Source organism: Actinoplanes xinjiangensis (assembly GCF_003148685.1).
GTDB classification, from domain to species: domain Bacteria; phylum Actinomycetota; class Actinomycetes; order Mycobacteriales; family Micromonosporaceae; genus Actinoplanes; species Actinoplanes xinjiangensis.
Genome location: NZ_QGGR01000004.1, coordinates 521,326 through 543,591 on the forward strand (window position 1 = coordinate 521,326; position 22,266 = coordinate 543,591).

General features: G+C 71.8%; 23 protein-coding genes. 14 read left to right on the plus strand and 9 right to left on the minus strand.

What is annotated here, in order from left to right; all coding sequences use genetic code 11:
- Window positions 1-11 precede the first annotated feature (11 nt).
- Window positions 12-923 carry a chromosomal replication initiator protein DnaA gene (locus tag BC793_RS50530; protein ID WP_203896118.1) on the plus strand — a complete coding sequence of 304 codons (912 nt, stop codon included), beginning with the start codon at window positions 12-14 and terminating at the stop codon, window positions 921-923.
- Between the two features lie 284 nt (window positions 924-1,207).
- Here BC793_RS50530 and BC793_RS12095 read toward each other — a convergent pair whose 3' ends face one another.
- Window positions 1,208-1,915, minus strand: a complete 708-nt coding sequence (locus BC793_RS12095; protein WP_109592283.1) for an LON peptidase substrate-binding domain-containing protein — start codon at window positions 1,913-1,915, stop codon at window positions 1,208-1,210.
- Window positions 1,916-2,023: 108 nt separating this feature from the next.
- Here BC793_RS12095 and hisD point away from each other — a divergent pair, with 108 nt between their 5' ends.
- Genes hisD through priA form a run of 7 tightly spaced genes read left to right on the plus strand, consistent with a single transcriptional unit; the run spans window position 2,024 to window position 6,836 of the window.
- The gene (hisD, locus tag BC793_RS12100; protein ID WP_109592285.1) at window positions 2,024-3,331 is read left to right on the plus strand and encodes a histidinol dehydrogenase; all 1,308 of its coding nucleotides are present in this window, start codon (window positions 2,024-2,026) and stop codon (window positions 3,329-3,331) included.
- A complete protein-coding gene (locus BC793_RS12105) occupies window positions 3,328-4,401 on the plus strand; it encodes a histidinol-phosphate transaminase (protein ID WP_109592287.1) in 1,074 nt (357 codons plus the stop codon). Before hisD ends, BC793_RS12105 begins: the two co-directional genes overlap by 4 nt.
- On the plus strand, window positions 4,398-5,009 hold the full coding sequence (gene hisB, locus BC793_RS12110; protein ID WP_106316996.1) for an imidazoleglycerol-phosphate dehydratase HisB: 612 nt from the start codon (window positions 4,398-4,400) through the stop codon (window positions 5,007-5,009). Before BC793_RS12105 ends, hisB begins: the two co-directional genes overlap by 4 nt.
- Window positions 5,006-5,164 carry a hypothetical protein gene (locus BC793_RS50220; protein WP_170167230.1) on the plus strand — a complete coding sequence of 53 codons (159 nt, stop codon included), beginning with the start codon at window positions 5,006-5,008 and terminating at the stop codon, window positions 5,162-5,164. Before hisB ends, BC793_RS50220 begins: the two co-directional genes overlap by 4 nt.
- A complete protein-coding gene (hisH, locus tag BC793_RS12115; RefSeq protein WP_109592289.1) occupies window positions 5,164-5,781 on the plus strand; it encodes an imidazole glycerol phosphate synthase subunit HisH in 618 nt (205 codons plus the stop codon). Before BC793_RS50220 ends, hisH begins: the two co-directional genes overlap by 1 nt.
- Window positions 5,778-6,095 carry a hypothetical protein gene (locus tag BC793_RS12120; RefSeq protein ID WP_109592291.1) on the plus strand — a complete coding sequence of 106 codons (318 nt, stop codon included), beginning with the start codon at window positions 5,778-5,780 and terminating at the stop codon, window positions 6,093-6,095. Before hisH ends, BC793_RS12120 begins: the two co-directional genes overlap by 4 nt.
- Before the next feature lie 21 nt (window positions 6,096-6,116).
- Window positions 6,117-6,836 (plus strand): bifunctional 1-(5-phosphoribosyl)-5-((5-phosphoribosylamino)methylideneamino)imidazole-4-carboxamide isomerase/phosphoribosylanthranilate isomerase PriA, encoded by a 720-nt coding sequence (gene priA / locus BC793_RS12125; protein ID WP_109592293.1) that lies wholly within the window; start codon window positions 6,117-6,119, stop codon window positions 6,834-6,836.
- On the opposite strand, the gene BC793_RS12130 is transcribed toward priA, so the two are convergent.
- A complete protein-coding gene (locus BC793_RS12130) occupies window positions 6,802-7,710 on the minus strand; it encodes a LysR family transcriptional regulator (RefSeq protein WP_109592295.1) in 909 nt (302 codons plus the stop codon). The two genes, priA and BC793_RS12130, sit on opposite strands and share 35 nt — an antisense overlap.
- A gap of 73 nt (window positions 7,711-7,783) precedes the next feature.
- Between BC793_RS12130 and BC793_RS12135 the strand changes: the two genes are divergently transcribed.
- Together BC793_RS12135 and hisF are read left to right on the plus strand one after the other, a co-directional pair.
- Window positions 7,784-8,668, plus strand: coding sequence for an EamA family transporter (locus BC793_RS12135; protein ID WP_109592297.1), 885 nt, complete (start codon window positions 7,784-7,786; stop codon window positions 8,666-8,668).
- Complete coding sequence (gene hisF, locus BC793_RS12140) at window positions 8,665-9,426, plus strand: imidazole glycerol phosphate synthase subunit HisF (RefSeq protein ID WP_109592299.1); 762 nt, start codon at window positions 8,665-8,667, stop codon at window positions 9,424-9,426. The genes BC793_RS12135 and hisF overlap by 4 nt, the downstream gene beginning before the upstream one ends.
- On the opposite strand, the gene BC793_RS12145 is transcribed toward hisF, so the two are convergent.
- On the minus strand, window positions 9,423-9,851 hold the full coding sequence (locus tag BC793_RS12145; protein WP_109592301.1) for a hypothetical protein: 429 nt from the start codon (window positions 9,849-9,851) through the stop codon (window positions 9,423-9,425). The genes hisF and BC793_RS12145 overlap by 4 nt on opposite strands.
- 25 nt (window positions 9,852-9,876) lie before the next feature.
- Entirely contained in the window at window positions 9,877-10,500 is a 624-nt protein-coding gene (yczE, locus tag BC793_RS12150) for a membrane protein YczE (protein ID WP_109592303.1), read from the minus strand.
- A 59-nt stretch (window positions 10,501-10,559) separates the two neighbouring features.
- On the opposite strand from yczE, the gene yczR reads away from it, so the two are divergent.
- Window positions 10,560-12,014 (plus strand): MocR-like transcription factor YczR, encoded by a 1,455-nt coding sequence (gene yczR, locus BC793_RS12155; RefSeq protein ID WP_109592305.1) that lies wholly within the window; start codon window positions 10,560-10,562, stop codon window positions 12,012-12,014.
- A gap of 506 nt (window positions 12,015-12,520) precedes the next feature.
- Here the strand turns inward: yczR and BC793_RS12160 are convergent.
- On the minus strand, window positions 12,521-12,862 hold the full coding sequence (locus tag BC793_RS12160) for a VOC family protein (protein WP_109592307.1): 342 nt from the start codon (window positions 12,860-12,862) through the stop codon (window positions 12,521-12,523).
- Window positions 12,863-13,122: 260 nt separating this feature from the next.
- Entirely contained in the window at window positions 13,123-14,946 is a 1,824-nt protein-coding gene (locus BC793_RS12165; protein WP_109592308.1) for an AMP-dependent synthetase/ligase, read from the minus strand.
- Between the two features lie 134 nt (window positions 14,947-15,080).
- Here BC793_RS12165 and BC793_RS12170 point away from each other — a divergent pair, with 134 nt between their 5' ends.
- Complete coding sequence (locus BC793_RS12170; protein WP_109592310.1) at window positions 15,081-15,953, plus strand: carbohydrate kinase family protein; 873 nt, start codon at window positions 15,081-15,083, stop codon at window positions 15,951-15,953.
- On the opposite strand, the gene BC793_RS12175 is transcribed toward BC793_RS12170, so the two are convergent.
- Entirely contained in the window at window positions 15,919-17,154 is a 1,236-nt protein-coding gene (locus BC793_RS12175) for an APC family permease (protein WP_109592312.1), read from the minus strand. The genes BC793_RS12170 and BC793_RS12175 overlap by 35 nt on opposite strands.
- Window positions 17,155-17,195: 41 nt before the next feature.
- Entirely contained in the window at window positions 17,196-17,822 is a 627-nt protein-coding gene (locus BC793_RS12180; protein ID WP_109592314.1) for a TIGR03085 family metal-binding protein, read from the minus strand.
- A gap of 116 nt (window positions 17,823-17,938) precedes the next feature.
- Between BC793_RS12180 and BC793_RS12185 the strand changes: the two genes are divergently transcribed.
- Both BC793_RS12185 and BC793_RS12190 read left to right on the plus strand, forming a co-directional pair.
- Entirely contained in the window at window positions 17,939-19,702 is a 1,764-nt protein-coding gene (locus BC793_RS12185; RefSeq protein WP_203896119.1) for an ABC transporter ATP-binding protein, read from the plus strand.
- Window positions 19,699-21,459 (plus strand): ABC transporter ATP-binding protein, encoded by a 1,761-nt coding sequence (locus BC793_RS12190; RefSeq protein WP_109592316.1) that lies wholly within the window; start codon window positions 19,699-19,701, stop codon window positions 21,457-21,459. The genes BC793_RS12185 and BC793_RS12190 overlap by 4 nt, the downstream gene beginning before the upstream one ends.
- Before the next feature lie 156 nt (window positions 21,460-21,615).
- On the opposite strand, the gene rpsD is transcribed toward BC793_RS12190, so the two are convergent.
- Window positions 21,616-22,224 carry a 30S ribosomal protein S4 gene (gene rpsD / locus BC793_RS12195; RefSeq protein WP_109592318.1) on the minus strand — a complete coding sequence of 203 codons (609 nt, stop codon included), beginning with the start codon at window positions 22,222-22,224 and terminating at the stop codon, window positions 21,616-21,618.
- Window positions 22,225-22,266 lie beyond the last annotated feature (42 nt).

A 22,266-nucleotide genomic window follows, 5' to 3' on the forward strand; every position in this document is an offset into this window, starting at 1 on the left:
AGGATCGTAGGGTGGCGTACCCGAACGAGCAGCCGGCCGGCCCGTCCCAGCCCGTCCAGGAGCCGGTGACGGCAGACTGGCGGCAGTGGTTCCGTCTCCAGGGCCGTCCCCGGCCGTGGCGGCGATCGCTCACGGCCGCCGTGACTGCGGCGGTGGCCATCGTCGTCCTCGGAGTGCTGCTCGGGCTGCTCTGGGGCTGGCTCGCGCCGACCGTGCCGGTGATCAAACTCGCCGACGGTTCGGTCGTGGTCACCGACCCGTCCCCCGAGCAGTACATCGCGGCCGACGGCTGGTTCACCGTGCTCGGCCTCGGGTTCGGGTTGATCGTGACGATCGGGTCGTGGCTGGCGCTGCGCCGCGACCGGGGGCCGTTCCTGCTCCTCGGCATCGTGGGCGGTGCCTTTGTGGCCGGTCGCTGGGTGGCACCGGCGGTGGGGGAGTTCCTCGGGCGCGACGCCTACCGCGAGTGGCGGGAGGCGGCGGCCCAGGGTGCGACCTATCTCGCGCCGCCGGAGCTGCAGTCGCTCGGGCCGAAACTGGTGCCGGCGTTCATCGCGGCGATCGTGCTGACCCTGCTGGCCGGCTGGTCCAACGATCCCGACCTCGACCAGCCGGGCGCCCAGCCGGGCTACGGGCCGAACCACGCCTACCCGCCGCATGGGCCGTATGAGGGCGATCACGCGCCGTATGGGCCGGAGGAGGGCGGCCATGGGCCGCAGGCCGGCGGCTATCCGCCCTACGGCGATGTCGTGTCCTATGAGCGACCGGAAGCGGGACCGTCCCAGCCGGACGGCGACGTGGCGGCCGCCGAGCGACTGGGTGCGGCGCCGGCGCAGGCCAACGGCGGCGCCGTGACCGATGAGCGGCCGGAGACCCGGCCCTACGGCGGGACCGGGCAACCGGAGCCACGCCACCCGGCCTGACCGGCCGGGTAGCAGCGGCACGTGGCCGGGAGCAGGGTCACGCCATTCGGCCTGACCGGCCGGGTGGCAGCGGCACATGGCGGGGAGCAGGGTCATGCCATTCGGTCTGACCGGCCGGGTGGCAGCGGCGCGTGGCGGGGAGCAGGGTCACGCCATTCGGTCTGACCCGCCGTATCAGCCCGGCGGCCGCGGTGTGGTCCGGACCCCCGGGAAACGTCGCGGGGTAGCTCCGGGACGGGGTGGCCGCGGTCGGGGGGCGGCCTGGCTCGTACCGGATGAGGGGTCTAATTCGGGCTGGCCGGCCGCGCCAGATCGGAGAGCGGGACCGGCACCGCCCGGACCCGGGCCAGCAGGCCCGCCTCGCGGGTGAGGATGCGCAGCTCGGTGCGCAGCCGCCCCGCGGTGTCCGGCGTGGCCAGCAGCATCTGCCGCTCCTCGACGGTCAGCTGGGCGGTCGCCGCGATCAGGTGCGACAGGACGGTCGGGTCGTCGGGCACCTGCTCGAGGACCTCGCTGTTGGGCCGCAGCAGCTCCAGATAGGTGCGGAACGCGGCCAGCACGCGCGGGGCCAGCACCTGGGCGGTCGCGTTGGGCTCGTCGTCCTCGGGCAGCCACTGGACGTGTGCCGTCAGGTACGGCTCGGCGCCCTGCTCGACGCTGAGGACGGTGAAACGGCGGCGGCCGACGGTCATGATGTCGAAGCGGCCGTCCGGCAGCTCGGTGACGTGCCGCAACTCGGCGGTGCAGCCGACGTCGTAGAGGTCGGCGGCGACGACCGCGGGTGCGGGGGAGGTGCTGTCCTCTCCCAGGTCGGGCGCGACCTCGGTGCCATGCCTGAGAGTGACCACGCCGAACTCATGCGGTGTCCCCTCGGACTTGGCCACCAGCTCACGAACGAGGGTGCGGTAACGCTCCTCGAAGATGTGCAGGGGCAGCACCAGACCGGGAAAGAGCACCGTGCTCAGCGGGAACACCGGCAGCCGATCGCTCACGCTCTCAGCCTAGTCCGCGAGCGACCATGGTCAACCCGCTGACATCCCAACGCCTGGGCCGGGCACTCGCGGCGGAAACCCGATTGGGCGGCCGCATAGACTGGCCGGGTGCTGAATCGGATCGACCTGCGCGGCTCCCACCGTGACCCGCGCGGACTGCTGCCCCGTGCCCAGCTCGACGTCTCCACGGCCGTCGAGCGGATCCGCCCGGTCGTCGAGGCGGTCCATGAGCATGGGTTCAGTGCGATCCGGGAGGCGACCGAGCGGTTCGACGGCGTCACCCTGGAGCGCCTGCGGGTGCCGGCCGAGGCGATCGCCGCGGCTGTCGAGGCGCTCGAGGCGGATGTGCGCGCCGCCCTGCTCGAGGTGATCAGGCGGGCCCGCAAGGTGCACGCCGACCAGCGCCGCACCGACGTGACGACCCAGGTGGTCGACGGCGGCACGGTGACCGAGCGCTGGGTGCCGGTGCGCCGGGTCGGGCTCTACGTGCCGGGCGGCCTGGCCGTCTACCCGTCGACCGTGGTGATGAACGTGGTGCCCGCTCAGGAGGCCGGTGTGGAGGGCCTGGTGGTGGCGTCGCCGCCGCAGGCGTCCAACAACGGCCTGCCGGACGCACGGGTGCTGGCCGCGTGTGCGCTGCTGGGTGTGACCGAGGTCTACGCCGTCGGCGGCGCGCAGGCGATCGCGATGCTGGGCTACGGGTCCGACGGGGTGGACGAGGGCGACCGGTGCGAGCCGGTCGACGTGATCACCGGGCCGGGCAACATCTGGGTGACCGCGGCCAAGCGGCTGCTCCAGGGCCGTGTCGGGATCGACGCCGAGGCCGGCCCGACCGAGATCGCGATCCTGGCCGACGACACCGCCGACGCGCGGCACGTCGCCGCCGACCTGATCAGTCAGGCCGAGCACGACCCGCTGGCCGCGAGTGTGCTGGTCACGCCGTCGCTCGCGCTCGCCGACGCGGTCGAGGCCGAGCTGGCCGAGCAGGTCGCGGCGACCAAGCACACCGAGCGGGTGCGCACCTCGCTGACCGGGGAGCAGTCCGGCATCGTGCTGGTCGACGACCTGGAGCAGGGGCTGCGGGTGGTCGACGAGTATGCCGCGGAGCACCTGGAGATCCAGACCCGGGACGCACGGGAGTGGGCCATGCGGGTCCGCAACGCCGGTGCGATCTTCGTGGGGGCGTGGGCGCCGGTGTCGCTGGGCGACTACGCGGCCGGGTCCAACCACGTGCTGCCGACGGCCGGCTGTGCCCGGCACTCGTCCGGGTTGTCGGTGCAGTCGTTCCTGCGGGGCATCCACGTCGTGGAGTACACCGAGGAGGCGCTGCGCGACGTCGCGGGCCACGTGGTCGCCCTGGCGAACGCCGAAGACCTGCCCGCGCACGGTGACGCGGTGAAGGTCAGGTTCGCGTGACGACCATCGACGAGCTTCCCATCCGGGACGACCTGCGGGGGCAGACACCCTATGGGGCTCCGCAACTGGACGTCGCGGTCCGGCTGAACACGAACGAGCACGCCTTCGCGGTCCCGCAGCCGGTGATCGAGGAGATGCGCAAGCGGCTCGACGCCGAGCTGGCCGACCTCAACCGCTACCCCGACCGGGACGCGGTGGGGCTGCGTACCGATCTGGCCGCCTACCTGGGCCACGGCCTCGGGTTCGCGTCGGTCTGGGCGGCCAACGGGTCTAACGAGGTGCAGCAGCAGCTGCTCCAGGCGTTCGGCGGCCCGGGGCGGACGGCGCTCGGGTTCGGCCCGTCCTACTCGATGCACCCGCTGCTCGCCGCCGGCACCGGCACCCGCTGGATCGGTGCGCTGCGTGACCCCGACTTCGGGCTGCGGGCCGACGCGGCGGTCGCCGAGATCCACCGGCACGACCCCGACCTGGTCTTCCTCTGCTCGCCGAACAACCCGACCGGCACCGCGCTGGACCCGGCGGTGATCGACGCGGTCCTCGGTGCGGCGCGCGGCATGGTGCTGGTCGACGAGGCCTACTTCGAGTATGCGCGGACCGGCACCCGCAGCGCGATCGAGCTGCTGCCCGGCCACCCGCGGCTGGTGGTGACCCGGACGATGAGCAAGGCGTTCGGCTTCGCCGGCGGCCGGTTGGGCTACTTCGCCGCCGATCCGGCCGTCGTCGACGCGGTCCAGCTGGTCCGCCTGCCGTATCACCTGAGTGCGCTCACCCAGGCGGCGGCGCGGGCCGCGGTCGCGCAGAGCGCCGCGCTGCTGGCCACGGTCGAGCAGATCAAGGTGCAGCGTGACCGGATCGTCTCCGTTCTCCGTGACCGGGGGGTCGCGGTCGCGGACAGCGACGCCAATTTCGTGCTGTTCCGCACCGGTGACGATCAGAAAGCCGCCTGGCAGGCGTTCCTGGACCGGGGCGTCCTCATCCGCGATGTCGGCCTGAGCGGCTGGCTGCGGGTCACCGCCGGCACCGAAACCGAGACCACCGCCTTCCTGAACGCCGCCGAGGAGATCCTGTGAGTCGTGTAGGACGCATCGATCGCGTCACCAACGAGACCAAGGTGCTCGTCGAGATCGACCTCGACGGCACCGGCAAGGGTGACCTGCACACCGGGGTCGGGTTCTACGACCACATGCTCAACCAGCTCGCCAAGCACGGCGGGTTCGACCTGACCGTGCGCACCGAGGGCGATCTGGAGATCGACTCGCACCACACCATCGAGGACACCGCGATCGCGCTCGGCGAGGCGTTCGCCCAGGCGCTCGGCGACAAGCGGGGCATCCGGCGGTACGGTTCGGCCACCATCCCGATGGACGAGGTGCTGGTCCGGGCGGCCGTGGACCTGTCCGGCCGGGCCTACGTGGTGCACGACGAGCCGCTGCTCGTGCCGTACATCGGGCCGGTCTACGCGACCAGCATGACCCGGCACATCTTCGAGGCGTTCGGCCACGCGGCCAAGGTCACCCTGCACGTGGACGTGCTGCGGGCCAGCCGTCCGGGCGGCCACCCGGACGCGCACCACGTGGTGGAGGCCCAGTTCAAGGCGTTCTCCCGGGCGCTGCGCGAGGCTGTCGAGATCGACCCCCGTAACGCCGGCGCCCTGCCGTCGACCAAGGGGGTGCTGTGATCTCCCTGGTGCTGTTCGCGCTGGCCGGCATCCTGGTCGGCGGGGTGGTCCAGCTCGTCAGGTCGGACGCCACGAAGTTCAGTGTCGGGCTCACCGCGGTGCTGGCCCTGCTGGCGGCCGCGGGCGGGTTCGCCTGGTGGCCGGGGGAGGCCTGATGACCGCGGACGTCGTGATCCTCGACTACGGTTCGGGAAACCTGCGCTCGGCGGAACGGGCGGTGGCCCGTACCGGTGTGGACGTGACCGTGACCAGTGACCTGTCGGTGGCCGCGGCCGCGGACGGGCTGGTGGTGCCCGGTGTCGGTGCCTACGCGGCGTGCATGGCCGGGATCGAGGCGCTGGGTGCCGGCCCGGTGATCGCGGAGCGGGTGGCGGCCGGTAAGCCGGTCCTGGGCATCTGTGTCGGCATGCAGATCCTCTTCGAGTCGGGCGTGGAGCACGGGGTGGAGACCAAGGGTCTCGGCCTGCTGCCCGGCTCGGTGACGAAGCTGTCCGCCGGCCGGATTCCGCACATGGGGTGGAACACGGTCGACGTGCCGGCCGGGTCACGGCTTCTCGCCGGACTCGACGCCGAGGCCCGGTTCTACTTCGTCCACTCGTACGCCGCCCAGGATCTTGATCTTCTGAAGGGTGCCCGGGTGACCACCGCGTCGCACGACCTGCCGTTCGCGGCCGTGGTCGAGGCCGGCGCGCTGAGCGCCGCCCAGTTCCACCCGGAGAAGTCGGCGGACTCGGGCTACCGGCTGCTCAGGAACTGGGTCGCGACGCTGTGAGCAAGGAACGCGCGAAACGGCGGGCCGAGCGGCTCGCCGTTCTCGAACGGGACAAGGCCGTCCGGGCCCGCCGGACGGTCCGCCGGGAGCGCCGCCGCTCCTTCCTCCGTGGTCTGAAACCGCGTTTCGGCCGGGACGGGCGGCTCTATCACCGCAGCCGCCGGCAGCGCATCGGCATCGTGGTCGTCACCCTGCTGGCCATCGCCGCGGTGTGGACGCTCATCCCCGACCTGCCTCTTCGCATCATCCTCACCGCCATGCTCGTTCTCGCTGTGCCGGCCCTCGTCGTCGTGGTGCTCGGCCGCCGTGCCTGAAGGTCTCTTAGGGAGAAACACGTGACCCTCGAATTGCTGCCCGCCGTCGACGTCGCCGACGGCCAGGCCGTCCGCCTGGTGCAGGGCGCCGCCGGTTCGGAAACCGCCTACGGCGACCCCTTGGAGGCCGCGCTGGCCTGGCAGAACGACGGCGCCGAGTGGATCCACCTGGTCGACCTGGACGCCGCGTTCGGCAAGGGCTCCAACGCCGAACTGCTGGCCGAGGTGGTGCGCCGCCTCGACGTCAAGGTGGAGCTGTCCGGCGGCATCCGCGACGACGCGTCGCTGACCCGGGCGCTGGCCACCGGTGCCCAGCGGGTCAACATCGGCACCGCCGCCCTGGAGGACCCGGAGTGGTGCGACCGGATCTGCGGTGAGTACGGCGACCGCGTCGCGATCGGCCTCGACGTGCGCGGCCGTACCCTGTCGGCCCGCGGCTGGACCCGGGACGGCGGCGACCTGTACGAGGTGCTGGCCCGGCTCGACAAGGCGGGTGCGTCCCGTTACGTCGTCACCGACATCACCAAGGACGGCACCATGCGCGGCCCGAACCTGGACCTGCTGCGGGAGGTGTGCGCCGCCACCGACAAGCCGATCATCGCGAGCGGTGGTGTCTCCACGCTCGACGATCTGCGTGCCCTGGCGACGCTGGAGCCGGTCGGGGTGGAGGGTGTCATCGCGGGTAAGGCGCTCTATGCGGGCGCGTTCACCGTACGAGAAGCTCTTGCCGTTCTCGGTTGAGTTTCCACGCCTCACGTAGTGCCTGTTCGGCGGCCCGGATCGCGGGCCGGGCCGCCGCCGAGTCACGCCAGGCGAGAACCACCCGGCGGGTAGGTGTCGGATTTATCCGGACCGCCCGCGTGCCCGGCGGAAGCTCCGCGCGAGCCAGCCGGGGAATGAGCCCTACGCCCAGCCCGGCCGCGATCAGGGTCAGCTGGGTCTCGAACTCGCCGACCTGAAAGTCCGGGATCACGCCCGGCAGGCTGCGGATCAGATATTCGTAGCAGACGTCGCCGGCCCGGACGCCGATCCAGCGCTCGTGCCGGGCGTCCTCCAGCGTGGCCTCCCCGATCAGCCGGTGGCCGCTGGGCACGATCAGATCGGCGTGGTCCTCTCCGAGAGTGGCCTTGCTGACACCGTCCGGGTAGCGCAGCGCTACCTCCGGCCAGTCGTCGAGCACGGCCAGGTCGACGTGACCGCGGCGCAGCATCTCCACGCCCTCGTGCGGGTTGACCTCGATCACGCTGATGCTCAGGCCGGGGTGGTCGGCGGTCAGGGTGCGCAGCGCGTGCGGCAGCAGGGCCCGGCATGCGGTCGCGAAGGTGGAGACGGTGAGCCGCCCGGTGACCGTGTCGCGGTGCGCGGCGAGCGCCGCCTCGGCCTCGTCGAGGCTGGTCAGCACCCGCTCGGCATGGTCGGCGAGGAGCCGGCCGGCTTCGGTGAGCCGCAGCCGGCGGCCGTCCTTCTCCACCAGGCTGGAGCCGGTCTCGCGCTCCAGCTTGCCGATCTGCTGGGAGATGGCGGACGGTGTGCAGTGCAGCGCCTGCCCGGCGGCGAGCACCGTGCCGTAGCTGGCCACGGCGTGCAGCGCCCGCAGTCTCCCCAGGTCAATCATGTAGCGATGCTACATGCTGGGTTCAGATCATTTTGCTGGTGCTTAACTGTCGCCCCGCGCGAGGCTGGACCCCATGAGAGCTCGTGACCTGGCTCTGGCGGTCGCCGTGGCGGCCGTCTGGGGTTTCAACTTCGTCGTCATCCACGTCGGGCTGGACGCCTTCCCGCCGCTGTTGTTCTCGGCTCTCCGGTTCGCCCTGGCCGCCTTCCCGGCCCTGCTCCTCGTCGGCCGCCCCCAGGTGCCGTGGCGCTGGGTGATCGCGGTCGCGCTGGTCCTCGCCGTCACCAAGTTCAGCCTGCTCTTCATCGGGATGGAGGCGGGCATGCCGGCCGGGCTCAGCTCCCTGGTCCTCCAGAGTCAGGCGGTGTTCACCATGCTGTTCGCGGTGCTCCTGCTACGCGAGCGGCCGCGCCCGGTGCAACTGGCCGGCCTGGGCGTCGCGGCCGCCGGCGTCGCGCTCGTGGCCGCCCGCACGACCGCACCGCTGCCCGCGTTCCTGCTGGTCGTCGGCGCGGCCGCGGCCTGGGGGCTGTCCAATGTCGCCACCCGCAAGGCGTCCCCGCCGGACTCGCTGCGCTTCATGGTCTGGGTCAGCGCGGTGGCCACCGGCCCGCTCGTCGTGCTCACCCTGATCGTCGACGGCCCGGCGGCCGACCTCGCCGCGCTGCGCGCGATCAGCACCCCGGCGGTGCTGTCGCTGATCTACATCGCGCTGGTCTCCACCCTCGCCGGCTTCGCCGCCTGGGGCTTTCTCCTGAAGAGGTACGGCGCGGCGACCGTCGCCCCCTTCTCGATGCTCGTCCCCTTCTTCGGCATCGCCTCGGCGGCCCTCTTCCTCGGCGAGCCGGTGCACCCGGTCGAGGTGGCCGGCGGTGTCCTGGTGGTCGGCGGGGTGCTTCTGGGATTGGTCGGGCCCCGGCCGGTCGTCACGAAGGAACTGGCTAGGGTTGGGGCATGACGGTCGCGGTGCGTGTGATTCCCTGTCTGGACGTGGACGCCGGCCGGGTGGTGAAGGGTGTCAACTTCGTCGACCTGCGTGACGCCGGCGACCCGGTCGAGCTGGCCGCCGCCTACGACGCGGCCGGTGCCGACGAGCTGACCTTCCTCGACGTGACCGCCTCCTCCGACGACCGCGGCACCATGCTCGACGTGGTCCGCCGGACCGCCGAGACCGTGTTCATCCCGCTCACCGTCGGCGGGGGCGTCCGCTCGCCGGAGAATGTGGACGTGCTGCTGCGGGCCGGCGCCGACAAGGTGGGCGTCAACACGGCGGCCATCGCCCGTCCCGAGCTGATCCGCGAGATCGCCGAGCGGTTCGGCAACCAGGTCCTCGTGCTGTCGCTGGATGTGCGGCGCTCCGCGGAGCAGCCGAGCGGCTGGGAGGTCACCACGCACGGCGGCCGCCGCAGCGCCGGGCTAGACGCCATCGAGTGGGCGTCCCGGGTGGCGGAGCTCGGTGCGGGGGAGATCCTGCTGAATTCGATGGACGCCGACGGCACCAAGGCCGGTTTCGATCTCGATCTGATCCGGGCGGTGCGGGCGGTCGTCGACATCCCGGTGATCGCCAGTGGCGGGGCCGGGGTGGTCGGGCACTTCCCGCCGGCCGTCGAGGCGGGGGCGGACGCCGTGCTGGCGGCCAGTGTCTTCCACTTCGGTGACCTGACCATCGGCGAGGTCAAGGACAGTCTGCGCGAGGCCGGCAACCCGGTCCGTTAACGGCCGTCGGCCAGCCGCAGGCTGTATTCACGGACGGCGGAGTTGTAGGTCTGCTCGTCCAGCGACCAATCCGCGTCGCCTGGCTCGGCCATCCGATTGAGCTGGGTCTGGAGGGTCATCACCGCCGACGACAGGCCGCTGAACGGGCGGGTCCGCCAGAGCTGCTCACCCGGCGGGGCGACCTGGATCATGTCGTCGTCCACGGCGATCAGCCCGGCACCGGCCAACCGGCGCACCGACTCCTCGAGCTCGGCCCGCTCCGGCACGCTGTGGTGCAGGAAATCGGCGGCCGCCAGCAGGTCGGCCAGGGTCGCGCCGGTCACCGGCAGCGCGGCGTGCAGTGCCCGGTCGCGCTCCAGGCGCTCGGCGATGACCGCGGAGACGAAGATCCATGCGTCGTTCCAGTTCCAGCCACCGGCCCCCATGTCGCAATGATGCCGTGCGGTGGCGTCACCGGGAAGCGAATGTGTCCGGAAGATCACTGCGGACGGCCTCGCGCACCGTCAACGGCGGGAGGAACAGATGCACGAGCGGGCCGATGGCCAGCGCATAGGCGATCGTGCCGACGCCGACCGTGCCACCGAGCAGGAATCCGGCCCCCAGCACGGTCAGTTCGATGCCGGTCCGGATCACCCGCAGCGGCACCTTCGGGAACCGCCCGGCCAGCCCCGTCATCAGGCCGTCCCGCGGGCCCGGGCCCATCCGGCTGCCGATGTAGAGGCCGGTCGCGAACCCGTTCAGCAGGATCCCGCCGACCAGGAATCCGACCCGGGCCGGCATCGTCTGAGCGGTCGGCAGCACCGCGAGCGCCGCGTCCGCGGCGAAACCCACCACCAGCAGATTGGCCACCGTCCCCAGGCCCGGTCGCTGCCGCAGCGGGATCCAGAGCAGCAGCACGGGTACGCCCACCAGCAGCACGATCCAGCCGAAACTGACGCCGGTCACCTCGGAGAGTCCCTGGTGGAAGACGTCCCACGGGTTGAGGCCGAGACCCGATTCGACCATCAGAGCCATGCTGACGCCGTAGAGGACGAGCCCTGCGAAGAGTTGGGGGACGCGACGGTACAGGTTCATAACAGCCACTCTTGATGCCAATCCGCCAATGCTAAAGTGCCAATTCATCGGAGGTGGCTATGACGACATCGGTTCGTGGAGACCAATTGGCCCGTCTGCTCGGCCGGTGGCACGCCCTGCCCGGCCGTCGGCGCAGCCCCGACTACGCGGCGCTCGCCGGCGCCGTCCGCGGCCTGCTCTCCGACGGCCGGCTCGCCCTCGGTGTCCGCCTGCCCGCCGAGCGGGAGCTGGCCGAGGCGCTCGCCATCAGCCGGACCACGGTGTCCGCCGCCTACCGCGCGCTGCGGGAGACCGGCCACCTCGCCAGCCGCCGCGGCGCCGGCAGCTGGACCACCCTGCCCCATGGGCACCGCGTGGCCTCCTCCGGCCTGTGGACCCCCGAGGACGACCTCGACATGATCGACCTTGGATGCGCGGCCTCCGCCGCCCCGGTCGAGATCGTCCCGGCCGCCCGCGCCGCCGCCGACGACCTGCCCCGCTACCTCGGCAGTGCCGGCTACCACCCGACCGGCCTGCCCGAGCTGCGCGCCGCCGTCGCCGAGGGATACACCGCCCGCGGCGTGCCCACCTCACCCGAGCAGATCCTCATCACCAGCGGCACCCAGCAGGCCCTCGACCTGGTGCTGCGGCTGTCCGTCCCGGTCGGCGCGCCGGTCCTCGTGGAGACACCGACCTACCCCAACGCGCTGGCCGCGCTCGCCGCGCGGCGCGCCCGCATCAGCACCCACGGCCTCGACATCGAAGGCGGCTGGGACGGCGAGATGCTCCTCGGCGCGCTCCGGCAGATCAAACCCCGCATGACGTACGTGATCCCCGAGTTCCACAATCCCACCGGCCACCTCATGCCCACCGAGCTGCGCGAACGTCTCGTGGCCACGGCCCATGCGACAGGCGCCGACCTGATCGTCGACGAGTCCTTCGTGGACCTGCCGCTCGACGACCCGTCCATGCCGCCGCCGGTCGCCGTCTTCGACCGGCACTCCCGCGTCACGTCGATCGGCGGGATGAGCAAGGCGTACTGGGGCGGCCTCCGGATCGGCTGGGTGCGGGCCTCCGCGCCGCTCGTGCAGCGGCTCGCCGCCATCCGCGTCGGCGTCGACATGGCCAGCCCCGTTCTCGAACAGCTCGTGGCCGTCCACCTGCTCCGCATCTCGGACGAGATCGTCGCCGCCCGCCGCGCGCAGCTCCGCTTCCGCCGGGACACCCTGGTCGCGGCCTTGCGTGAGCAACTTCCCGAGTGGCGGCTCGTGGTCCCCCGCGGTGGCGTGACACTCTGGGCCGAACTCGACGGCCCCATCTCCAGCGCCCTGTCCCGGGCCGCCGAGGACGTCGGCGTACGGCTCGCCCCCGGCCCCCGGTTCGGCCTCGACGGCACACTCGAACGTTTCCTGCGCCTGCCGTTCACCCTGCCCGCCGACGACCTGACCGAAGCCGTCCGGCGCATCGCCTCCGTCCGCCACGACCTCGACCACGCGACGCGCCCCACCTGGCGTACCCCCGTGGTGATCACCTGACCCCACGGGCACCCCGGCATCCCGTCCGACCCGCGTTCCGGCTGGAACGCCCCTCACGAGGCGATCTCGCTGAGGTCGCGGGACTGCTCGCGCAACGGTGGATCTTGCCCGGCTGGCTCCCACCGCTGTCTCAGGCGCGCTGAGACAGCGGTGAGGACCAGCCGAAGGTCTCCGGCTGGCTGTCACCGTTGTCTCAGGGTCTTCGAAGCAGCGGTGGGGACCAGCCGAAGCTCTCCGGCTGGCTGTCACCGCTGTCTCACGGCCTTTGAAGCAGCGGTGGGGACCAGCCGAAGGTCTCCGGCTGGCTGTCACCGTTGTCTCACGGCCTTTGAAGCAGCGGTGGGAGCCAGCCGGGCGAGATCGGCTGCCGCGGGTACAGCGCGGTTGAGTGACGGCTCACGGGTCCGGGCGGTCGAGGACTGGACATCGCGCCCTCAGCGCGGGAGGTGCTGGACCAGCCGGACGCTGTTGCGGATCAGGGCCGGGCGGGGATCTCGTCGCGCGGCCTAGAGGGGAGGGCCCTCGAAGAGGCCGATCAGGTGGCCGTCGATGTCGCGGACCGTGGCCAGGCGGGCGCCGTCACCGATCTCGTGGGGGGAACGCTCCTCGGTGGCGCCGGCCGCGATCAGGGCGGCGAGCGTCGCGTCCAGGTCGCCGGTGTGCCAGTGGACGACCGGGCCGGCCGCCACGTCGCCGTGCGGGTCGAGGCCCACCTCGGGGCCGTTCTCCGGGCGGAATCCGGCGTAGTAGGGCTGGTCCACGTACGGCTCGACGCCGAGCAGCAGTGAATACAGGCCCTTGGCGGCCTCCAGGTCCTTGACCGGGACCGTGATCGTGCGAATGGCCATGGCAGCCTCCCCGTTCCACGGTAGGCCCGGTTCCCGTCCGGCGCGGCGGATCTGCGGGGCCCCGTCGGAAGCGGTGCGGGGCCGGCCGGTGCGGGGCCGCTACGCCCGTGAGGCGCCTTGCGGCCGGGAGGGTACGCCCGTGCCGCGCTGTGGGTGGGGAGGTGTGGTGCGGTGGGGGAGGGCCCACGGCGTACCGGCTGCGGGGTGGGAAAAGGCCGGCGGACCGTGAGAGGTCCGCCGGCCTGACGTGTCGCGGTGGGTCAGATCTGGGCGAGGCTGCCCGCGTACATCGTGTCGATCTGGTCGGAGAAGTTGGTCTCGACGCTGCGGCGCTTGATCTTCATGGACGGGGTGACCTCGCCCGCCTCGATGCTGAGGTCGCGCGGGAGGATCGCGAACTTCTTGATCGTCTCCCAGCGGTTCAGCTTGGCGTTGAGCTCCTTGATGTAGCCCTCGACCAGGGCGTACGTCTCGGGTGCGGCGACGATCTCCGCGTAGCTCTTGCCGGCCAGCGGACCGGAGGCGGCCCACATGGTGATCGCGTCCTCGTCGAGCGCGATCAGCATCGTGACGAAGTTGCGGTTCTGGCCGATGACGACCGCCTGCGAGGTGTATGGGCAGACCGCCTTGAACGCGCCCTCGATCGCCGACGGGGCGATGAACTTGCCGCCGGACGTCTTGACCAGGTCCTTCTTGCGGTCGGTGATCTTCAGATACCCGTCGGCGTCGAGTTCGCCGATGTCGCCGGTGCGCAGGAAGCCGTCCTCGGTGAACGCCTCGGCGGTCGCCTCCGGCAGGTTGTGGTAGCCGCGCATGATCGGGGCGCCACGCATCAGCACCTCGCCGTCGCTGTCGATGCGGACCTCGAGGTCGCCGAGCGGCTGGCCGACCGTGCCGATCCGGAGTTTGCCGTTGCGGTTGACGAAGTTCGCGGCGCAGGCCTCGGTCATGCCGTAGCCCTCGAGGATCGGCAGGTTCGCCGCGGCGAAGAACTCGGAGATGTCCCGGCTCAGTGCCGCCGAGCCGCTGACCAGCACCTTGATGTTGCCGCCGAGCTTGGCCTGGAGCTTGGAGAAGACCAGCTTCTCGGCGATCGAGTACTGGAACGCCAGACCTGCCGGGACCGGCTTGCCGGCCTGCTGGAACGCGACCCGCTTCTTGCCGGTCGCCACCGCCCAGGTGAAGATCTTCGGCTTCAGGCCGGTGCCGGAGAGGCCGCTGGTGACGGTCTTGTTGTAGACCTTCTCGTAGATGCGCGGCGGGGCGCACATCAGGGTCGGCCGGATCACCGCGAGCAGGTCGATCAGCTTGTCCACCCGGCCGTCGACGTAGGTCGGCACGCCCACGTGCAGGATGCCGCAGAGCAGCGTCTTGCCGAACGCGTGCGACATCGGCAGCCACAGGTAGTGCAGGTCGGTCGGCGCGAACAGGCCGAGGGACTCCTGTGCGACGCCCTCCCACGTCCAGCCCTTGTGCAGCAGCTCGACGCCCTTCGGCCGGCCGGTGGTGCCGGAGGTGTAGATCAGGGTGGCGACGTTGTCCGGGCCGAGCTGGGCCACCACGTCGTCGATCATGCCGGGCTCGCGGGCCAGCGCCGCGGCGCCGAGCTGCTCCAGCTCGGCCAGGGTGATCTGCGGCGGCGTGGCGCCGGCGTCGGCGGGGCCGTCGATGACGACCACCTTCGTCACCGCGGTCACCGCGCCGGAGATCTTCAGCGCCTGCTTCGCGTTCTCCGCGATCAGGATCTTCGACCCGGAGTCGGACACGATGAACGCCGTGTCCTCCGGCTCGGTCGTCGGGTAGACCGTCGTGGCGGCCGCGCCGGCCACGTTGATGCCCAGGTCGACCAGGATCCACTCCAGCCGGGTGTTGGACAGGATCGCGACCCGGTCCTCCAGGCCGATGCCCAGTTCACGCAGGCCGGCGCCGATCGCGCGGGTGCGGTCGCCGACCTGGCGCCAGGTCAGCCACGCCGGACCGCTGTCGTCCGCGTTGGGCCCGGACAGGGCCTTCGCGTCGGGAGTCTTGGCCACGCGCTGGAAGAGCATGTCCGGGATGGACCGGTAGGGAACCTCGAGAGCCATTCGAGCGCCGCCTTCAACCATGAACGGGGGGTGTACGTTACGTCAGTGTTACCGCAGAGTAATGCGCGGGCGGCAGCACGGCTAGAGTCGGGATCAAGCCCTATCCTAGTCAGCGTGGCACTACGTTGTCCGGCATGACTTTTCTGGTGGTCGGCGGTACCGGTGTCGACACGATCGTGCCGGTGGCGGGCCTGCCCGTGCTCGGCGCCGACTCGGCCCGCCCGCAGGGCCCGATCGAGGACCATGTCTCGCACACCGGCACCTGTGTGGCGCTGGCGTTGCATGCGCTCGGTGAGCGGGTCTCGGTGATCGACACGGTCGGTGACGACGAACTCGGCGGCCGGGTGAAGGCGGCGTTCGCCCGATGGGGGATCGGCCTGCGGGCCGCGCCCGCCCCGGCCGGCACCCGCCGTGCGGTCAACCTGATGAGCCCGGACGGCCGGCGTCTCTCCCTGTACGACGGACGCGACGTGCCCGGATACCGGCTGCCCGAGGAGTACTACCGGCCGCTGCCTCCCGGTGTCCGGCACGTCCACGTGACGATCATGGACTGGGCCCGGCACCTCATCCCCGCGCTGCGGGCGGCCGGCGTGACGATCTCCACCGACCTGCACGACTGGGACGGCGACAACCCGCACCACCTCGACTTCGCCCTCGGCGCCGACCTGGTCTTCGTCAGCGGGGTCCAGCTCGCCGACGGCACCGCTTCCCGGATTCTCGCCGACGGGGTGGCGTCCAGGGTCGTCGTCACCAACGGCGGCGAGGGCGCCGACCTGCACACCAGGGACGGCGTCACGCACCGGGACGCGGCGGATCCGGGCGCGCCGGTCGTCGACACCAACGGGGCCGGGGACGCGTTCGCGGCCGCGTTCCTCAGCGCCTGGCTGAGCGGGGCCGACGACGACGCCTGCCTCGACCGGGCCGTGATCGCCGGGGCGTTCGCGTGCACCGCGCCCGTCGGCGCCGCGGCGTTCATCGACCGGGCGACACTGGCTGCCCGGATCTGACCCGGATCCACTGGTAGACGAGCGATCCACCGGCGATCACCAGGCTGAGCAGAGCGGTGGGGCCGTTCAGCCAGAGCAGCCCCACCACCGCCGCGAAGGCGACTCCGGCGGTGAGCCGCGACCACCCCGGCGGCAGCAGGCGCAGTGCGGCCGCCGTGCCGATCACGTAGACCAGCGTGAAACAGCCGGTCACCAGCAGCGCGGCGGTGTGCAGGTCGAGCGGCATCAGCGCGGCCGCGATACCGCCGAGGAAGATGAACGTCAGCGAGCGGTGCCGGCCGCCGAACACCCGGGCCGGCAGCGCGCCCTCGTCCGCCAGCGCCACCCCGAGCCGGCTCGACCCGGCGAAGTAGGCGTTCACCGCGCCCAGCGTCAGGACCACCGCGATCACCGCGGTCAGGGTCCGCACCGGGCCGCCCAGCCCGATCGCGAGCAGATCGGCGAGCGGGGCCCGGCTGCCGGCCAGCGCCGGGCCCAGCGCGAGCACGCTCACCGTCGCCACGGCCAGGTAGAGGACACCCACGACGGCGACCGCGATCAGGGTGGCCCGGGGCACGTCGCGGCGCGGGTTGCGGTACTCCCCGGACAGCGACGACAGCGCCTCCCATCCGGCGAAACCCCAGACCAGCAGGGCGGCCGCGGCGCCGATCCCGGACCAGCCGTGCGGGGCGAACGGAGTCAGATGCTCCCGGCGCAGGTGCGGCAGGGCGGCCAGGACGGTCACCACCAGCATCGTGACCAGGGAGATCGAGAGCACCACCTGGACGCGGCCGGAGATGCGAAGACCGAACCAGTTCATGACGTACGCCGTACCGACGATCACCAGGAACGTGGCGAGCTCGGTGACCCGGCCGCCGCCGAGCACGTCGGACACGTACCCACCGGTGAACGCCACCGCGACCGGCGCGCCGAGCGGGACCGCGAAGTAGAACGTCCAGCCGACCGCCGCCGCGACCCGCGGGCCGAACGCCATACCCGCGTAGGTGGCGACCCCGCCGGCGTCCGGATAGCGGGCGCCCAGGGCGGCGAACGTCCAGGCCAGCGGGGCGGACAGGACGATCAGGGCCAGCCAGGCGACCAGTGAGGCGGGGCCGGCCGCCTCGGCGGCCAGGGCGGGCAGGGAGATCAGCCCGGTGCCCAGGACGGCGCCGACGGAGAGCGCGGCGCCCTGTGTGACGGACAGATCGGTGCGAGCGGTCATGGCGGCAACCTAGGGGCCGCCCGGCCGGCGCCTCCAGCCGATTACACGCCGAGCCGGGCCGTCCGGAGCCGTTCGGCGACCGCCGGATCGCCGTCGATCGAGGCCCGGGAGGCGCGCTGCCGGCCGAAGAAGAAGACTGCGATCTCGCCCACATCCCCGGTGATCCGCACCTGCGGCCCGCTGCCGGCCCGGATCGGCGGGAAGCGGGTGGCGGTGATCTCGGCACCGATCCCGAGGCGGCGCAGCGAGCCCCGGATGATCAGTTTCAGGTTGCGGTGGAGAGTGGTCTCCAGTCCCCGGTCCAGCGCCCGCGGTTCCCACCCGGCGGTGCCACGGCGCACGTCCTCGTGGTGGATGAACATCTCCATGGTGTTCGCCAGCGGGTCGACGAGGGGATTGCTGACCGGGCTCCACACCGGCGGCGTACGCAGCTGGCTGATCAGCTCCGCATACGGCAGGGCGGCCCGCTCCCGGCGCACCCGTTCCCCACGGCCGGCCAGCGGCTTGATCAGCAGCCCGAGCGCGGAGTCGGGCCGGCGCTCCCGGACCACGATGTGCGCCGCCAGGTCCCGCGTGGTCCACCCCTCGCAGAGCGTCGGAGCGTCCGGTCCCGTGTCGGTCAACAGGTCGGCGAGCTGCTCCCGCTCACTGCGGGCGTAGTTGGTCATGGATCGATCGTAGGCCCCGGTGTAATCGTGGCCACAATGTAAACGGGTGCGCAGTGGGCAAGGATGGACCGGTAAGGTCGGATGTGCCGACTAATGCTTACCAGTCAGGTAGGAATGTGACCAGCGGGACCGGCAATGACGTGCTGGTGCGGGGACTGCGGGTGCTCGGCCGGGCGATCCGGACGGAGCCACGGCTCTTCACGATCAGTGCGATCGGCAGTAGTTTCTTCGGTTTTCTGATCATCGCGAACTCGTACGTCGTCGGTGCCGTGATCGGCCGGGTCGTGGTGCCGGCCTTCTCCGAGCGCCGCGTCAGCTCCGGTGGCCTCGCGCTGACCTGCGCCGTCCTGCTGGGGATCAGCGGGCTGCGGGTGGCGAGCATCTGGGCGCGCCGGCTGGGCGCCGGGTTCATGCAGTTCCGGCTCCAGGCGCGGTACCGGCGCGCGGTGACCCGCCGTTACCTGGCGCTCCCACCGGAGTGGCACCAGCGGCACGCCACCGGCACCCTGCTCTCCAACGCCAGTTCGGATGTGGAGGCCGCGTTCGCTCCGATCGCGCCGCTGCCGTTCGCGGTCGGCACGATCGTGATGATCGCCGGGGCGCTGGTCGCGCTCTTCCTCACCGACTGGGTGCTCGCCCTGGTCGGGGTGGCGCTGTTCCCGGCCCTGTTCGCGCTGAACTTCTTCTACTCGCGGCGGATGGCGCCGCGGCAGATCCACGCGCAGCGGATGCGGGCCAAGGTCGCCGCGGTGGCACACGAGAGCTTCGACGGCGCGCTGGTGGTCAAGACGATGGGCCGGGAGGCCGACGAGTCCCGCCGGTTCGGGGTGTTCGTCACCGAGCTGCGTGACGCGCTGGTCGCGGTGGGCCGGCTGCGCGGCGTCTTCGACCCGCTGATGGAGAGCCTGCCCAGCGTCGGCACCCTGGCGGTGCTGCTGATCGGCACCTGGCGGCTGCAGTCCGGCGCGATCACCGTGACCGAGCTGATCAGCGTCGCGTTCCTGTTCACCGTGCTGGCGTTCCCGGTACGGGCGATCGGCTGGGTGGTCGGCGAGCTGCCCCGCAGTGTCGCCGGCTGGGAGCGGGTGCAGGCGGTGCTGGCGGCCGAGGGTGACCTCTCGTACGGTACCGGCGACCTGCCCGGCACGGGGCCCGCCGAGCTGCGGTTCGACCGGGTCGACTACCGGTACGCCGACGGCCCGCCGGTGCTCTCCGACGTGACCTTCACCGTCCCGGCCGGGACCACGGTGGCCCTGGTCGGCGCGACCGGCTCCGGCAAGTCGACGATCGCCGCGCTCGCCATGCGCCTGGTCGACCCGGAATCCGGCAGTGTGTCGCTGGACGACGTGAAACTGCCCGACCTGTCGGCGCCCGCACTGGCCGCCGCGACCGGACTGGTCCCGCAGATCCCGTTCGTCTTCGACGACACGGTCCGCGGCAACGTCGCGCTGGACCGGCCCGAGATCGACGACGACGCGGTACGCGCGGCGCTGCGCCTGGCCCAGGCCGAGGGCTTCGTCAGCGCGCTGCCGGACGGCCTGGACACCGAGGTCGGTGAGCGGGGTACGTCGCTCTCCGGCGGGCAGCGGCAGCGGCTCACCCTGGCCCGGGCGCTCGCCGGGCGCCCACGGCTGCTCGTGCTGGACGACGCCACCAGCGCGGTCGACCCCCGGGTGGAGGCGGCGATCCTCGGCGCGCTGCGTGAGTCGGGTACGTCCCTGCTGGTGGTGGCCTACCGGCGGGCCAGTATCGCGCTCGCCGACCTGGTCGTCTACCTGCACCAGGGGCGGGTGGTGGCGACCGGCACGCACACCGAGTTGATGGATTCCCAGCCGGGTTACCGGGATCTGGTCACCGCGTACGAGAAGGCTGATCAATGAGCGAGGCGGGAACCTTCGACACCGTCCGGCGCGGCCTGTCGCTGTCGCCGGAGCTGCGGTCCGGGCTGGCCGGCACGGTCGGTCTGGCGGTCCTGCAGATGTCCGGCCGGGTGGCCGTGCCGATCGCCGTGCAGCAGGGCATCGACCACGGCATCAACGGGCCGTCCGGTCCGGATCCGGCCGTCGTGGCCGTGGTGGTGGCGCTGACCCTGGCCGCCCTGGCGATCTCGACCCTCTGCGGATACCTGATGACCCGGCGGCTGTTCACGGTCAGCGAGACCGCGCTCGGCGGCCTGCGGTCGCGGACCTTCCGGCACATCCACGACCTGTCGATGCTGCACCAGCAGTCCGAACGGCGTGGGTCGATGGTGTCCCGGGTGACCGGCGACGTGGACCAGATCTCCCAGTTCCTCCAGACCGGCGGCGTGCAGTTGCTGCTCGCCGGCGGTCAGCTGATCGTCTCCACGGTGGTGATGTTCGCCTACTCGTGGCAGCTCACCGTGGTGGTGCTGCTCTCCTTCGGGCCGGCGATCGGGGTGATCCGGTTCTTCCAGAAGCGGCTGGCGGGCGCCTACCGTACGGTCCGCGAGCGCACCGGCGTGATGCTCGGCGCGGTCGCCGAGTCGGTGGTCGGCGCCACGGTGATCCGTGCGTTCGGGGTGTCCGGCCGGACCGCCCGCCGTCTGGACACGGCCGTCGACGACCTGCGCACCGCCCAGCAGCGCGCCATGCGCACGAGCGTGCTGAGTTTCTCCAGCGGTGAGATCAGTGCCGGTCTGGCGCTGTCCGGTGTGGTGGTGGCCGGTGTCCTGCTCGGTGTGGACGGCGATCTCACGGTGGGCCGGCTGACCGCGTTCCTGTTCCTGGTGACGCTCTTCATCCAGCCGGTGCAGATCGCCACCGAGCAGCTCAACGAGGCGCAGAACGCGGTCGCCGGCTGGCGGCGCATCCTGGACGTGCTGGACGTCGACCCGGATGTGGCCGACCCCGACGACGAGGGGGTGGAGCTGCCCGCCGGGCCCCTGTCGGTGCGCTTCGACGACGTGTCGTTCCGCTATCCGGGCGGGCCGATGGTGCTCTCCGACGTGGACCTGACCCTCGACGCGCGCCGGAAGTACGCGGTGGTCGGGGAGACCGGCAGCGGCAAGACCACGTTCGCGAAGCTGCTCACCCGGCTGATGGACCCGGCCGAGGGCACCGTCCTGTTGTCCGGGACGCCGCTGACCGGGGTGCGATTCTCGTCGCTGCGGTCGCGAGTGGTGATGGTGCCGCAGGACGGGTTCCTCTTCGACGCGACGGTCGCCGAGAACATCCGCTTCGCCGAGCCGTCGCTCACCGACGACCAGCTGCGGACGGCTTTCACCGAGCTGGGGCTCGGCGACTGGCTCGCCGGCCTGCCGGCCGGGCTGGAAACCGCGGTGGGCGAGCGGGGCGAGTCGCTCAGCGTGGGCGAGCGGCAGCTGGTGGCGCTGGTACGGGCGTACGTCGCCGACCCGGACCTGCTGGTGCTCGACGAGGCGACCAGCGCCGTCGACCCGGCCACCGAGGTGCGGTTGCAGTACGCGCTCGACCTGGTGACCCGGGGCCGGACCACGGTGGCCATCGCGCACCGGCTGTCCACGGCGGAGTCCGCGGACGAGGTGATCGTGGTGGATGCGGGCCGCGTCGTACAACGCGGCCCGCACGCCCGCCTCGTCGCCGAGCCGGATTCGATCTACGCCAAGCTCTACGCCAGCTGGTTGGAGCAGACACGCTGACCAGCTTCTGACCGGCCGGGGCCGGTGAGATGAGCGCGTCGCCCGCAGCGGCCGCGAGGTGCCGCGGCCGCTGCGAGGAACCCGCCATTTCAGCGATTCAAGAGCCTGTCCTGCTCGTCGGGACCGGTGCTCGGCCTTCCGGCCCGACGTTCGCCGTTATCGGGCGTAGTACTCGACGACCAGCTGCTCGTCGCAGAGCACCGGGACCTCGGAGCGCTGCGGGGCACGGATCACCGTGGTGCGCAGGTCCTCGAGGACGGTCGACAGGTACGGCGCGGTCGGGCCGTCGATGTGCGTGCCGGTCGCCGCGATCTGGAACGGCGGCTTCTGCCGGGACGTCTCCTTGACCTCGATGACCTGACCCGGCTTCAGCTTGTAGCCGGGGCGGTCCACCTTCTTGCCGTCCACCGTGAAGTGACCGTGCACGACGAGCTGGCGGGCCTGGTAGATGGTCCGGGTGAAACCGGCCCGGAACACGGTGGCGTCCAGCCGGCGCTCGAGCAGCGTGACCATCGTCTCGCCGGTCTTGCCCTCGGCCTTGTGGGCGGCGTCGTAGGCCGCCCGCATCTGGACCTCGCTGATGTTGTACTGGTGGCGCAGCCGCTGCTTCTCCAGCAGCCGGACCTGGTAGTCCGAGGCCTTGCGACGGCCGCGGCCGTGCACGCCGGGCGGGAACGGGCGCCGCTCGAAGTACTTGACGCACTTACGGGTGAGAGGGATGCCGAGGGCGCGCGACAGCTTCGCCTTGGGTCGGGAGTTGTTCAACTGCGATCTCCTGTTACGGTTAGCCTTGCCTAACTTAGGTAA